Here is a 13,242-nt window from a genome sequence, read left to right on the forward strand (position 1 = left end):
TCCGAGGTCCACCGTGCGACAAGCGCCGGAGCTCTAAGGTCCTGGCTCCGGCATTCGTCGCGCGATGGCCTCGGATCAAGTCCGGAGCGACGAAGCTTTCTGGGCGTCGCCCGCGCCCGCACCCCGCTTCTCGATCCGCCTCAGACCGGAAGCTGCGCGCGCCAGATCACGCGCCACCCGGCGTCGCGCCGAGCCAGCACCAGCGCGCGAAGTTTGGATCGTCGCCGATCCAGATGGCATTGCCATTTCCACCGTCACTGCGCAAAAAAACGGGATTCGATCAACAGCTTAGCCTTAACTTCATGGATTCGCAGGATGAATCCTTGACATAAAGATTTCTTTATGCGATCTGGCATACGGTAGGATACGCCGGAACAACCCCAGTGATCCGAGTAACGGACGGGTCGCAACTAGAGTGACGGTCGCCCATCGGATGGTGGCCTAAAAGCAGTCTGGACAAACGGGGCCGGGGCCTACCAACTTACCATCTGCTGAAATCATAGCCGTAGTGGAGAAACACGTCCTTTTGCTCTGCTAGCAATTCAGCTTTCCAAGCCGGGGTCGGAAAGAGCGCCACACCAAAGTCGCGGGCGCTGCCATTCTCTTTCGCCATAATAGGCTGGAGCGCCTTAGACGGCGCAGCATCCCAAGTGCCCGGGCCTAAGAAATCTGACGCTTGGTAAAACGCGCTGGCTACGGCGTCCGCCAGCTGGAGCCCCGCCCGGCTGTAGTGCGGATGATCTTCCATCAGATCTGTATGGAGCATTTTCGTCACAGGCTGGCGCTTCTGCAAATAAATTTTGTCGCCCTCCTGCTGGAACCCAAGATAGTATTGGTAGGCTCTGGTTTGGCTGTAATGATGGCCTCCGCGACGCGAAAATTCAATTTTTACCAGCTTATGCTCACCATAGTCCTTCATCGTTCTAGATTCACAGAACGCCGTCACTCGTTCTAACAAAAGCCTGATGCACCAGTTGTAGAACCATTGCTGCGAAGGGATTTTAGCTGCCTTTCGATTTTCATAGCCGCGCATGTTTTTCTTGTTCGAGCATATCGCAAACGCTCTCAACGGCAGCCCCGCGATCGCGTTGGAAGCGGCCATTTTACGAGTAGGTGACAGATCGCGGAAATGAAGAAACCGCCTTTGCGTTACCCCTATGTCGGTCCTGATCTTATCTATCCAATCGACAACGTTAGCCTCTCGTTGGGCCTTCATAACGACGGCACTCAGTATCAGCCATTCTGACGCGCCATTTTCATCAATTGGGCGGACCTTGGTTAGGCCAGGGTCGCCGGCTTCATCGATGTATGTGACGTGCTCCCCTGAAACTCCGCCAGTCTGAGCTAGAGTCCTTCATGAAGGAGGACGACGATGAAGCGCAGCAGGTTCACCGAGGAGCAGATTATCGGGATCTTGCGGGAGCAGGAGGCCGGTTCGAAGACGGGGGATGTGTGCCGCAAGCACGGCGTGAGCAGTGCGACATTCTACAAGTGGAAGGCGACGTATGGCGGCATGGACGTGTCGCCATCAAGCTGCCCGGGAAGCATCTCCGCCCAAAGCCCCTCACCCAGCGCCTTGCGCAGCCGGTAGGTGCCGTGCAGCGCCTCGGGCCTGCCGCTCGTCGAAGGGCTGTCGAGGATGTTCGGCAGGCCTTCGGCATCAGCGAGCGTCGGGCCTGTGCCATCCTTGGCGTGGATCGATCGTCGATGCGCTATGCGCATCGGCGTGGTGATGATGGCGACCTGCGGTCGCGTCTTCGCGAGATCGCGCTTGAACGTCGCCGGTTCGGCTACCGGCGGCTGGGGACCATGCTGGCCCGCGAGGGCATCGTGATGAACCACAAGAAGCTGCTGCGGCTATATCGCGAGGAGAACTTGCGTGTGCGGCGCCGGCGGGGCCGCAAGCGAGCGATGGGCACGCGAGCACCGATGACGTTACCGCAAGGTCCGAACCAGCGTTGGAGCCTGGACTTCGTGAGCGACACGCTGGTGTGCAGCCGGCGTATCCGTATCCTTGCGGTGGTGGACGACTTCACGCGGGAGAACCTCGCGCTGGTGGTCGATACGTCGCTGTCGGGTGCTCGTGTGGCGCGCGAGCTCGATGCGATCATCGCGGTTCGCGGCAAGCCGCTGATGATCGTGAGCGACAACGGCACGGAACTGACCAGCCTCGCGATCCTGCGTTGGGCGCAGGACCGGGGGATCGAGTGGCACTATATCGCGCCGGGCAAGCCGCAGCAGAACGGCTACGTCGAGAGCTTTAATGGTCGCTTGCGCGACGAATGCCTGAACGAGACGCTGTTCGCGTCCCTCAGCCATGCGCGGTCGGTGCTGCGGGCATGGCGCGACGACTACAACTACGTGCGGCCGCATAGCGGGATAGGCGGGCTGACGCCCGCCAATGCTGCCGGGCGGGTTGCACAACCCAACCCGCCAGGGCACCCTGGCAACCCCGGACTCTACTTATGAGTGGAGGAGAAAAGGGGAGCACGTCATATGCAATATATCCGTAGTCCATAATCCTTCAGGAATATCACAGTCATGTCGGGAACGAAACAGAGCCAACTCGACAAGTTCAAGGAAGCAGCCCGCGCGCTGGAGACGGACGACGACGAAACACGTTTCAAGGAGAGGCTGGCGAAGGTCATGAAGCACAAGCCGGCGGAGAAGCCGGGTGAGTGAGGCCGTTTACGGCCCCATCATCTCGTTTATCTGTGCAGTCGGATTTGGCTGGTTGTTGGTCCGAGGCTTCCGGACTGGCAGCATGAAATTTCCGCAACCCTCTTTTACGATGTCCGGGCGTCGATCTGACCAGCCAGTCCGCTTTTGGCTCACGGCGATGTTCATCGGCTTCCTGACTTTGGCATCAGCCATCGCCACGATTGGGCAGCTAATCTTTCCGCGTGGTTTGTAAACTACACAATCGCCTTTATTTATGCCGCCTTGTGCAGCACGCCTCCGGCCAACGCCTCGGGCGCGCCGGTGGTGCCCGGGAAGCTGATCGGCCGTCCCTTCAGGCTGCGCACCGCCATATAGGCGAAGCCTTCCGCCTCGGTGGCGTCGCCGTTCCAGCCGAGCGCCTCGATCGGCTCGGGCCTCAATCCGCAGGCTTCGCCCAGCATCGCCATCAGCGTGGCATTGTGGCGCCCGCCGCCGGCCACGATCAGCCGCTTCGGCGCCGACGGCAGCAACCGCAGCCCGCGCTCGACGGTGAGCGCGGTGAAGGCGGTCAGCGTGGTGGCGCCATCGGCCGGCGAGAGCCCCGCCACGGCATCCAGCGCGAAATCCGATCGATCGAGCGACTTGGGCGGCGGCTGGTCGAACCAGGGATTGGCGAGCATGCCCTTCAGCACCGCCTCGTCCACCCGGCCGGTCGCGGCGAAGGCCCCGTTCTCGTCATAGGGCCGCCCGGCATGGCGTTCCATCCAGTCGTCGATCAGGCCGTTGGCCGGGCCGGTGTCGAAGGCGATCAGGTCGCCTTCCGCCTCGCCGATCCAGGTGATGTTGCCGACGCCGCCCAGGTTCAGGATCGCCAGCGGCTTGGCCTCCCCGGCGGCCAGCGCGCGGTGATAGACCGGAAGCAGCGGCGCCCCCTGCCCGCCGGCCGCGACATCGGCGCTGCGCAGGTCGTTCACCACGCTGATGCCCAGCGCCGCCGCCATGGCCGGCCCGTCGCCTATCTGCCAGGTCCAGCCGCGATCGGGCCGGTGGGCGATCGTCTGGCCGTGGAAGCCGATCACCGCCACGTCCGCCGGCGATATCTGCGCATCGACCAGCAGCTTGCGCACCGCCAATATATGGCTGCGGGTGACGAGATCCTCGGCCGCCAGTATCTCGGGATTGGGGCGCGGGCTGTCGAAGGCGAGGGCCAGCTCGGTCGCCGCGCGCAGGGTGGCGCGCGCCGCTTCGGAATAAGGCTCCCCCCGGAAGGCCAGCGGCCGGACATGCGCCTCGCCGTCCGTCTCGATCAGCGCCGCGTCCACGCCATCCAGCGACGTGCCGGACATCAGGCCGACCGCCAGCACGACATCGCTCATGAATCGAACCTCTCCGGATGGTCGCGCCGGGCCGCGCGTTCGGCGCGGGCCAGCAGGAAACGCATCTCCATCGCACCCTCCGCCGTCAGCGGCAAGGCGAGCCTGGCGGCGCGCGCACGGATATCCTCAAGCTCGCGATCGGCGATGCGGATGCCGATGAAATCGGCCCAGTCCCAGCCCTGCGCATCCTCGCCGGCAAAGGCCGCGCGCAGATAATGGGCCACCTCCTCGGCGGAACGCTCCATCGGCCGTTCGGTCAGCCTGACGATCAGCGCGATGGGAATGGCGACAGGCGCCAGCGCGATGGTGAGCGCGGCATCCGCCACGTCCCGCCAGGTCCAGCTCCGCGCCTTCGCCATCCATTCGCCCAGCACGTCCTGCTCCCGCTCCATGATCCGCATCGATCATGGACGATATCGGGTCTCGGGCGTCAATCCGAAACCCCGGAACCCTGGAAAGCGGAAAGATCAGCCGCGCATCATCAGGCAATCATATTCCAGCACGGTGCCGTCGGGCATGCGGTTGACGACGAACAGGTCGGCCAGCCGGAAGCCCAATTTCTCATATTCGCTCAGCGAATCGGTATAATGGACCATGCCTTCATAGAGCGGCACCACCGATACCTCAGACTGGAGCAGCCGCACCTGATCGATCAGCGCGCCGGCGCCGGCCACGACATTGGCGTCGAATCCCTGCGTGTCCATCTTCAGGAAGATGCGCGCGTCGGGCACGATCTCGCGGATCATCGGCAGGAAGCCGTCCAGCCGCTTCACCTCCACCGTTTCCACCTGCGTGCGCGATCCCTTGCCCTTCAGCGGCAGGAAGGAGCTGAGCACCGTCTCGTCATCCTCACCCGTCACGATCATGTTGAAGTCGGCGGTGCCGTCTTCCTTCCCCAGCGCGCAGGCCATGGCGTGCCAGTTCGGATCGCCGTTCCGCTTGGCGGCGATGGCGGGCGCGTTGGCGGCCAGCGGCTCGAACGTCATGATCGCGCCCGTATAGCCGGACTGGCGCAGATGCTGGGACCAGAAGCCGCGATTGGCCCCCACGTCCAGCACCAGGTTGATGTCCAGCTTGCGGATCAGCCGCATCGTCCGCGCCTGCTGGTCGAAGGCGCGGAACGAGGCGACGTCCGGCACATGCGCCCCGGCGGCGATCGCCCTGTGCCCCAGGCTGGCGGCAATACGCTTCAGCATCGGCTTCCCCGGCCATGGTTTGCGGAACAGGACGCACCGTCCCATCCGGACGATGCGGAGCGGCGGGCGATAATTCACAACGATATCCGCCGGCCGAATATCCCCTCTTTTGGATTACCCCTTTCGGATAGTATCCCGGTCGCACGGGCGGCCGCGCGGGCAGGACGGCGAAGCCGCTCTTGGCGCTACCCTCGGCCATTTTCGCGTGCTAGATGCCCGCGCGCCATGACCGAATATGCTTCCGATCTGCTGCGCCTCCTCGATAGCCGGGGCTACATCCACCAGCTCACCGATGCGGCGGGGCTCGATGCCCTTGCCGCGCGCCAGGTCGTGCCGGGCTATATCGGCTTCGATCCGACGGCGCCGTCGCTGCATGTCGGCCATCTCGTCTCGATCATGATGCTGCGCCAGTTGCAGCGCGCGGGCCACAAGCCCATCGTGGTGATGGGCGGCGGCACCGGCAAGATCGGCGATCCCAGCTTCAAGGACGAGGCGCGCAGCCTGCTGACGACCGAGACGATCGCCGCCAATGTCGCGTCGATCCGGCGCGTGTTCGAACGCTTCCTCACCTTCGGCGACGGCCCGAGCGACGCGATCATGGTCGACAATGCCGAATGGCTGGACCGGCTGGAATATATCCCCTTCCTGCGGGACATCGGCCAGCATTTCTCGGTCAACCGGATGCTCAGCTTCGATTCCGTCAAGCTCAGGCTCGATCGCGAACAGTCGCTCAGCTTCCTCGAATTCAATTACATGATCCTCCAGGCCTATGATTTCCTGGAGCTTTCGCGCCGCGTCGGCTGCCGCCTGCAGATGGGCGGGTCCGATCAGTGGGGCAATATCGTCAACGGGGTGGAGCTTGCCCGCCGCGTGGACGGCACCCAGGTCTTCGGCCTTACCACCCCGCTCCTCACCAATGCCGATGGCACCAAGATGGGCAAGACGGTGGGCGGCGCCGTGTGGCTGAACGAGGATCAGCTTTCCCATTTCGATTACTGGCAGTTCTGGCGGAATACCGACGATCGCGACGTCGCCTCCCGCCTGCGCCTGTTCACCGATCTGCCGCTCGACGAGATCGACCGGCTGGCCGCGCTCCAGGGCGCCGAGATCAACGAGGCCAAGATCGTCCTCGCCAATGCCGCGACCGCCTTGTGCCGGGGGGCCGAGGCCGCGGCGCAGGCCGCCGAAACCGCGCGCCGCACCTTCGAGGAAGGGGCCGCCGGCGATGCGCTCCCCAGCTTCGCGGTGGCGGGCGGATCGATCGCGATCGTCGATGCGCTGGTCGGGCTCGGCCTCGCCGCCTCCAAGGGCGAGGCCCGCCGCCTCATCAAGGGCGGCGGCGCGCGCGTGGATGGCGAGAAGGTGACGGACGAGGCGCTCGTCGTCTCGGTCGGGGCCGATCCGGTGCGCATCTCCTCCGGCAAGAAGCATCATGGCGTCCTGACGGCAGGCTGACGGGAAGGCGCGCTTCCCTCGCTTCGTCGCATTAACCACCTGCGTTGTCGGGTGATTAACCGCCGGGGTTCAGCTTGAAGCCTGTATTTCCGGGGCAGGTGTCATGGCTTCACAGGGACTCGCGCGTCATCTCTTCGAAGTGGAGAAACGCCGCGTCGCGCGCGACGATGTGTTCCTGCGCACCACCATCCGCCTGCCCGGATCGCAGGAAATCCCGGCGGAAATCATCAACATCTCCCGCTTCGGCTTCATGGCGCGCATGGCCGCCATCGTCGCGCAGGAAGCCAGCGTCGATATCCGCCTGCCGGACGGCAGCGAACGGCGCGCCCGCGTCGCCTGGGCGCTCGGCAATCGCATCGGCGCGGAATTCCGCCCCGCCATGGATGCGGAGGAATATCGCATCCTCTTTGAAACGCTGGATAATCCCGAAGGCTGATCCGCCTCAGCCCGATCGCAGCAGCCCCACCGCCGCATCCCGCTCGAAAAGATAAAGCGCCACCCGCGCCGCGCGGCCGCGATCGCCTTCCAGCCCGCCGTCGCGATCCACCAGCAGGCGCGCGTCCGCCGTGGCGGTATCGATAAGCTGGGAAACCTGCTCGGGATCGGCCAGCCGCATCTCCGCCTCGCCCGATTGCCGCGTGCCCAATATCTCGCCGGCACCGCGCAGCTTCAGGTCCTCCTCGGCGATGCGGAAGCCGTCATTGGTCTCGCGCATCAGGGCCAGCCGCGCGCGCGCCGTCTCGCCCGGCGTGCGGCCGCGCAACAGCAGGCAGATGGACCGCCCCTCCCCGCGCCCCACCCGGCCGCGAAGCTGGTGGAGCTGGGCCAGGCCGAACCTGTCCGCGCCCTCGATCACGATCAGCGTGGCGTTCGGCACGTCCACGCCCACCTCGATCACGGTGGTGGCCACCAGCACGCCGATGTCGCCGCGCTGGAAGGCGGCCATCACCGCATCCTTCTCCGGCCCCTTCATCCGGCCGTGCACCAGCCCCACCCGATCGCCGAAGCGCTGCCTGAGGTCCGCCGCGCGGGCCTCGGCCGCCGCCTGGTCGGATATTTCGCTCTCCTCGACCAGCGGGCAGACCCAATAGGCCTGGCCCCCGCCCGCCATGTGGCGGCCGAGCGCATCGACGATCTCGTCCAGCCGCGCGTCGGACATCACCCGCGTCTCGATCGGCTGGCGGCCGGGCGGCATCTCGTCGAGCCGGCTGACATCCATCTCGCCATAATGGCTCAGCGTCAGCGTGCGCGGGATCGGCGTGGCCGTCATCACCAGCAGATGCGGCGGCACCTCCGCCTTGGCCGCCAGCATCATCCGCTGGGCGACGCCGAAGCGATGCTGCTCGTCGATCACCGCGAGGCCGAGGCGCTTGTAGCTTACGCCCTGCTGGAAGATCGCATGCGTGCCGATCAGGATATGGATCGATCCGTCCGCCAGCCCCATCAGCACGCTTTCGCGGGCGCGGCCCTTTTCCCGCCCGGTCAGGATCGCGACATTGACGGGAAGGCCGGCGAGCTGGCGGCTCAGCGTCTCATAATGCTGCCGCGCCAATATCTCGGTCGGGGCGAGCAGCGCGCCCTGGGTTCCCGCCTCCACCGCCGCCAGCAGCGCCATCAGCGCCACCAGCGTCTTGCCGGCGCCGACATCGCCCTGCAGCAGCCGCACCATCGGCGTGGCCTGGGCCAGGTCGCCCTCTATCTCCGCGATCGTCCGCCGCTGCGCGCCGGTCGGGGCATAAGGCAGCTTCAGCGCCGCCCGCAGCCGCCCGTCGCCCACCAGCGGCAGCCCCCGGCGGCGGCGGGAGGAGGCGCGCACCAGCATCAGGGCGAGCTGGTTGGCGAAGATCTCGTCATAGGCCAGCCGTTCGCGCGCCAGCGTATCGGCGGGGTCGGCGTGGACGCGGGCCAGCGCATCGCGCCAGCCGGGCCATTGCCGCCGGGCCAGCAGCCCCGGCTCGATCCATTCGGCAAGGTCGGGCGCGCGGCTCAGCGCCTGCTCCGCCAATTGCCCCATCCGCCGGTTGGCCAGCCCTTCGGACAGGCGATAGACCGGCTCGCGCGCCGGCAGGTCCACCGGCTCGCCGGGCGCGATCACATGATCCGGGTGGATCATCTGCATCTCCTGCCCGTAAAGCTCCAGCTTGCCGGAAATGGTGCGCGGCTCGCCCAGCGGGAACAATTTGCGCGCCCAGCCCGAACTGCGCCCGAAATAGACCAGGCTGATCCGCTGGCCGGCGCGATCCTGCGCCTGGACCCGGAAGGGCGCGCGGGCGGAGCCGGTGGCGCGATAATCGGCCGGCGTCACCTCCACCACGATCACCTTGCCGGCATCCTGCGGATCGAGCAGCGGCACCGCCTTGCGATCGATCCAGGTGACGGGAAGGTGGAACAATATGTCCACCGCGCGTTCCAGGCCGAGCTTGCGCAACGGTTTCATCAGCGCGGGGCCTACGCCCTTCAACGCTTCCACTTCGGCGAACAACGGGTTGAGAATGTCGGGGCGCATAGTAGAGGACAACCCATATCCTCCAGCCGGCAGGTGCGCCAGCGCCCGCGGGCCGGATGCCCATTGCACGGAAGCCGAGTCCATGGATCGAGACACCCGCCTCAAGCGCCTGCGCTTCCGCGCCTGGCATCGCGGCACCAAGGAGGCCGATCTGCTGGTCGGCGGTTATTTCGATCAGTTGGCGGCCGGCTGGTCCGATGCCGAGATCGACTGGTTCGAAACGCTGCTGGAGGAGCAGGACGTGGATATCATGGCCTGGGCGCTCGGCAGCCAGCCGGTTCCGCCGCAATGGCAGGGGCCGATGATGGATCGGCTGCGGCAGCTGGATTATATCCCGGTGGAGAAGTGACGGCGGGATCCGGCATTCGTCATTCCCGCGAGGGCGGGAATCCATGGACGCGACGGCTCCGGGAAAATCGCAGCGTCGGCGTCGAACCTCGGCGTCAGCGGATTCCTCCCTTCGCGGGGCTGACGCGGCACGATACGGATAGACCATTTCACGCATGACCGATCTCCACCGCATCCTGAAGGCCGATCGCCCGCTTACGCTTGCCGGCGTGGCCCAGGGCTTCCTGCCCTGGCTGCTGGCCGATCTTGCCCGGGCCGCCGCCGCGCGCGGCGGGCGGACGGTGTTCATCACCCCCGATGATGCCGCGATGCGCGGGCTGACCGATGCCGCCACCTATTTCGCGCCCGAGATCGAGGTGCTGGCCTTCCCCGCCTGGGATTGCCTGCCCTATGACCGCGCCTCGCCGTCGCTGCGGGCGACGTCGCAGCGGCTGGCGACGCTCCACGCCTTGCAGCGCAAGGCCGATCGCCCGCAATTGCTGGTGACGACGGTGAACGCCGCCACCCAGCGCACCCTCACCCCCTTCCGCATCCGCCAGCTCGTCGCCCGGCTCGCCCCCGGCGAACGGATCGATCGCGATGCGCTGGCCGTGCTGCTGCAGGCCAACGGCTATGTCCGCACCGATACGGTGGCCGATGCCGGCGAATTCGCGGTGCGCGGCAGCCTGCTCGATCTTTTCCCGTCGGGCGAGGATCTGGCGCTGCGGCTCGACTTCTTCGGCGACGAGATCGAAAGCGTCCGCCGCTTCGACCCCGCCGACCAGCGCACGGTGGACCGGATCGACGGCTTCACGCTGCTGCCGGCATCCGAGGCGCTGCTGGACGAGGAGAGCATCAAGCGCTTCCGCACCCGCTATCGCGAGGCGTTCGGCGCCACGGCGACGGGCGATCCGCTCTACCAGGCGATATCGGAGGGGCGCCGGCTGGCGGGGATGGAACATTGGCTGCCCTTCCTGGAGGACCGGCTTTCCACCCTGTTCGATCATCTCGCCGACGATGACGTGATCGTGCGCGACGCCGGGGATGCGGGCGCCGCCGATGCCCGGTTCGAAGCGATCGCGGATTATCACGCCAACCGCGTGCGCGCCCAGTCCGCCGATCCCGGCAGCTACCGCCCGATCGCGGCCAGGGCGCTCTATCTCGACAATGAGGAATGGCAGGCGGCCATCGCCGATCGGCCGATCCACCTCGTCACCGCCTTCCACGAGCCGGAAAGCGCCGACGTGCTGGAGTTCGGCGTGGACGGCCCGCGCGACTTCGCGCCCGAACGCGCGCAGAACCTGAACGTCTACGAAGCCGTGACCGAGCATGTCGAGGCGCAGCGGCGCGGCGGCCGGCGCGTCATCCTCGCCAGCTATTCCGCCGGCGCGCGCGAACGGCTGGGCGGCCTGCTGAAGGATCACGGGCTGGATCGGCTGGCGGAGGCCGATAGCTGGCAGGATGCGCTGGGCAAGGCGGCGCAGGGCGCCACCGCGCTGATCGTCGTGCCGCTCGACCACGGCTTCACCACGCCCGACATCGCCCTCCTGACCGAGCAGGACATGCTGGGCGACCGGCTGGTGCGGCGGGCGAAGCGCAAGAAATCGGCCGACGCCTTCATGGCCGAGCTGGCGACGCTCTCGCCGGGCGACCTCGTGGTCCATTCCGATCATGGCATCGGCCGCTATGAAGGGCTGACCTCGATCCCGGTCGGCACGTCCCCGCACGATTGCGTGGCGCTCACCTATGCCGGCGGCGACAAGCTTTACGTGCCGGTCGAGAATATCGACGTCCTCTCCCGCTACGGCGCGGAGAATGAGGGCGTCCAGCTCGACAAGCTGGGCGGCGTCGCCTGGCAGGCGCGCAAGGCCCGGATGAAGGAGCGCATCCGCGAGATCGCGGGCGAGCTGATCGCCACCGCCGCCTTGCGGGCGCTGCGCCCGGCGGACGTGGCGCTTCCCGATGCCGGCGGCTACCCCGCCTTCGTCGATCGCTTCCCCTATCAGGAAACGGACGATCAGGATCGCGCGATCGGCGACGTGCTGGACGATCTCGCCAGGGGCACGCCGATGGACCGGCTGGTCTGCGGCGATGTCGGCTTCGGCAAGACGGAAGTGGCGCTGCGCGCGGCATTCGTCGCGGCCATGGCAGGGATGCAGGTGGCGGTGGTGGTGCCGACCACCCTGCTCGCCCGCCAGCACTTCACCAACTTCGTCGAGCGTTTCCAGGGCTTCCCGATCAATATCGGCCGGCTTTCCCGGCTGGTGCCGGCGGCCGAGGCCAAGCGGACCAAGGAAGGGCTGGCCGACGGATCGATCGACATCGTGGTCGGCACCCATGCGGTGATCGCGAAGAATGTGGAGTTCAAGCGCCTCGGCCTCGTCATCGTCGACGAGGAGCAGCGCTTCGGCGTCACCCACAAGGAACGGCTGAAGGCGATGAAGGCGGACGTCCACGTCCTCACCCTCACCGCCACGCCGATCCCGCGCACCCTGCAGATGGCGATGTCCGGCCTGCGCGAGCTTTCGGTGATCCAGACGCCGCCCGTCGATCGGCTGGCGGTGCGCACCTATGTGATGCCGTGGGACCCGGTGGTGCTGCGCGAGGCGCTGCTGCGCGAACATTATCGCGGCGGGCAGAGCTTCTTCGTGGTGCCGCGCATCAACGACCTGCCCGATATCGAGGATTTCCTGCGCAAGGAGGTGCCCGAGGTCCGCTATGTCGTCGCCCACGGCCAGATGAGCCCGACCGAGGTGGAAGAGCGGATGTCCGCCTTCTACGACAAGAAGTTCGAGGTGCTGGTTTCCACCACGATCGTGGAAAGCGGGCTGGACATTCCCAGCGCCAACACGCTCATCATCCACCGCGCCGACCGGTTCGGCCTCGCGCAGCTCTACCAGCTTCGGGGCCGCGTGGGCCGGGCCAAGACGCGGGCCTATGCCTATTTCACCACGCCCGCCACGCGCACCATCACCGAAACCGCGATGAAGCGCCTGCACGTGCTGTCCGATCTCGATTCGCTGGGCGCGGGCTTCCAGCTCGCCAGCCACGATCTCGACATTCGCGGCGCGGGCAATCTGCTGGGCGACGAGCAATCCGGCCATATCAAGGAGGTGGGGTTCGAACTCTACCAGTCGATGCTCGAGGACGCGATCATGGAGGCGAAGGCCGGCGGCCTCAGGGAGGCGGCGGTTTCCGCGCGCGACTTCTCGCCCCAAATCAACGTCGACGCGCCGATCCTCATCCCCGAGGAATATGTGCCCGATCTCGACCTGCGCATGGGCCTCTATCGCCGGATGAACGAGCTGGAGACCGCCAACGAGATCGAGGCCTTCGCCGCCGAGCTGATCGACCGTTTCGGCAAGCTGCCCGAACCGACGCAAAACCTGCTGACGGTGATCCAGATCAAGCTCAACTGCCGCAAGGCGCATGTCGCCAAGCTGGATGCCGGCCCGCGCGGCGCGCTCGTCACCTTCTTCAACGACAGCTTCCCCGATCCGGCCGGGCTGATCGCCTATGCCCAGCGGCTGCAGGGCACGGCCAAGCTGCGGCCGGACAACAAGCTGGTCATCACCCGCCCCTGGCCCGATGCGAAGTCGCGGCTGAACGGCGCGCTCCAGCTTTCCAGGGGCCTGGCGAAAATCCTTCGCTGAACGCGAAAACGGGCCGGCGGATCGCTCCCGCCGGCCCGTTTTCGGCTTTCACGTCATGGCCGCCCGAT

Annotated in this window: 11 protein-coding genes; 6 read left to right on the top strand and 5 right to left on the bottom strand. The window is 66.3% G+C overall.

All coding sequences use genetic code 11. The features are described 5' to 3' along the window. Window positions 1-481 precede the first annotated feature (481 nt). Window positions 482-1,306, bottom strand: a complete 825-nt coding sequence (locus G432_RS22300) for a DUF3800 domain-containing protein (RefSeq protein ID WP_041864778.1) — start codon at window positions 1,304-1,306, stop codon at window positions 482-484. A gap of 66 nt (window positions 1,307-1,372) precedes the next feature. Here G432_RS22300 and G432_RS22305 point away from each other — a divergent pair. Further along, window positions 1,373-2,469, top strand: a protein-coding gene (locus G432_RS22305; protein WP_443024284.1) for an IS3 family transposase whose coding sequence is annotated in 2 segments (ribosomal slippage) — window positions 1,373-1,534 and window positions 1,537-2,469 — 1,095 coding nt in all. Because the reading frame shifts where the segments join, the coding sequence is not laid out codon by codon here. A gap of 72 nt (window positions 2,470-2,541) precedes the next feature. After that, window positions 2,542-2,682 (top strand): hypothetical protein, encoded by a 141-nt coding sequence (locus G432_RS23625; protein WP_015457506.1) that lies wholly within the window; start codon window positions 2,542-2,544, stop codon window positions 2,680-2,682. 251 nt (window positions 2,683-2,933) lie between these two features. On the opposite strand, the gene G432_RS03860 is transcribed toward G432_RS23625, so the two are convergent. The 3 genes from G432_RS03860 to G432_RS03870 form a co-directional block, all read right to left on the bottom strand. Further along, complete coding sequence (locus G432_RS03860; protein ID WP_015457508.1) at window positions 2,934-4,037, bottom strand: anhydro-N-acetylmuramic acid kinase; 1,104 nt, start codon at window positions 4,035-4,037, stop codon at window positions 2,934-2,936. Further along, the gene (locus G432_RS03865; RefSeq protein ID WP_236626847.1) at window positions 4,034-4,429 is read right to left on the bottom strand and encodes a hypothetical protein; all 396 of its coding nucleotides are present in this window, start codon (window positions 4,427-4,429) and stop codon (window positions 4,034-4,036) included. Before G432_RS03865 ends, G432_RS03860 begins: the two co-directional genes overlap by 4 nt. A gap of 75 nt (window positions 4,430-4,504) precedes the next feature. Beyond that, window positions 4,505-5,233 (bottom strand): FkbM family methyltransferase, encoded by a 729-nt coding sequence (locus tag G432_RS03870; RefSeq protein WP_015457510.1) that lies wholly within the window; start codon window positions 5,231-5,233, stop codon window positions 4,505-4,507. Window positions 5,234-5,458: 225 nt separating this feature from the next. On the opposite strand from G432_RS03870, the gene tyrS reads away from it, so the two are divergent. Together tyrS and G432_RS03880 are read left to right on the top strand one after the other, a co-directional pair. Further along, window positions 5,459-6,688: a tyrosine--tRNA ligase gene (gene tyrS, locus G432_RS03875; RefSeq protein WP_015457511.1), complete on the top strand. Its 1,230-nt coding sequence runs from the start codon at window positions 5,459-5,461 to the stop codon at window positions 6,686-6,688. Between the two features lie 103 nt (window positions 6,689-6,791). Further along, window positions 6,792-7,124, top strand: coding sequence for a hypothetical protein (locus G432_RS03880; RefSeq protein ID WP_015457512.1), 333 nt, complete (start codon window positions 6,792-6,794; stop codon window positions 7,122-7,124). Between the two features lie 6 nt (window positions 7,125-7,130). On the opposite strand, the gene recG is transcribed toward G432_RS03880, so the two are convergent. Beyond that, the gene (gene recG, locus G432_RS03885; protein ID WP_015457513.1) at window positions 7,131-9,194 is read right to left on the bottom strand and encodes an ATP-dependent DNA helicase RecG; all 2,064 of its coding nucleotides are present in this window, start codon (window positions 9,192-9,194) and stop codon (window positions 7,131-7,133) included. An 82-nt stretch (window positions 9,195-9,276) separates the two neighbouring features. On the opposite strand from recG, the gene G432_RS03890 reads away from it, so the two are divergent. Both G432_RS03890 and mfd read left to right on the top strand, forming a co-directional pair. Beyond that, a complete protein-coding gene (locus G432_RS03890) occupies window positions 9,277-9,543 on the top strand; it encodes an FAD assembly factor SdhE (RefSeq protein ID WP_015457514.1) in 267 nt (88 codons plus the stop codon). 154 nt (window positions 9,544-9,697) lie between these two features. Continuing rightward, window positions 9,698-13,174, top strand: a complete 3,477-nt coding sequence (mfd, locus tag G432_RS03895; protein ID WP_015457515.1) for a transcription-repair coupling factor — start codon at window positions 9,698-9,700, stop codon at window positions 13,172-13,174. Window positions 13,175-13,242: the final 68 nt, after the last annotated feature.

Origin of the sequence: Sphingomonas sp. MM-1 (assembly GCF_000347675.2) — a bacterium.
Lineage (GTDB): Bacteria > Pseudomonadota > Alphaproteobacteria > Sphingomonadales > Sphingomonadaceae > Sphingomonas_E > Sphingomonas_E fennica.

Coding starts and splice junctions, on each gene's coding strand:
- G432_RS23625 (WP_015457506.1), top strand. CDS start 2,542: ATGTCGGGAACGAAACAGAGCCAACTCGACAAGTTCAAGGAAGCAGCC.
- G432_RS03860 (WP_015457508.1), bottom strand. CDS start 4,037: ATGAGCGATGTCGTGCTGGCGGTCGGCCTGATGTCCGGCACGTCGCTG.
- G432_RS03865 (WP_236626847.1), bottom strand. CDS start 4,429: ATGGAGCGGGAGCAGGACGTGCTGGGCGAATGGATGGCGAAGGCGCGG.
- G432_RS03870 (WP_015457510.1), bottom strand. CDS start 5,233: ATGCTGAAGCGTATTGCCGCCAGCCTGGGGCACAGGGCGATCGCCGCC.
- tyrS (WP_015457511.1), top strand. CDS start 5,459: ATGACCGAATATGCTTCCGATCTGCTGCGCCTCCTCGATAGCCGGGGC.
- G432_RS03880 (WP_015457512.1), top strand. CDS start 6,792: ATGGCTTCACAGGGACTCGCGCGTCATCTCTTCGAAGTGGAGAAACGC.
- recG (WP_015457513.1), bottom strand. CDS start 9,194: ATGCGCCCCGACATTCTCAACCCGTTGTTCGCCGAAGTGGAAGCGTTG.
- G432_RS03890 (WP_015457514.1), top strand. CDS start 9,277: ATGGATCGAGACACCCGCCTCAAGCGCCTGCGCTTCCGCGCCTGGCAT.
- mfd (WP_015457515.1), top strand. CDS start 9,698: ATGACCGATCTCCACCGCATCCTGAAGGCCGATCGCCCGCTTACGCTT.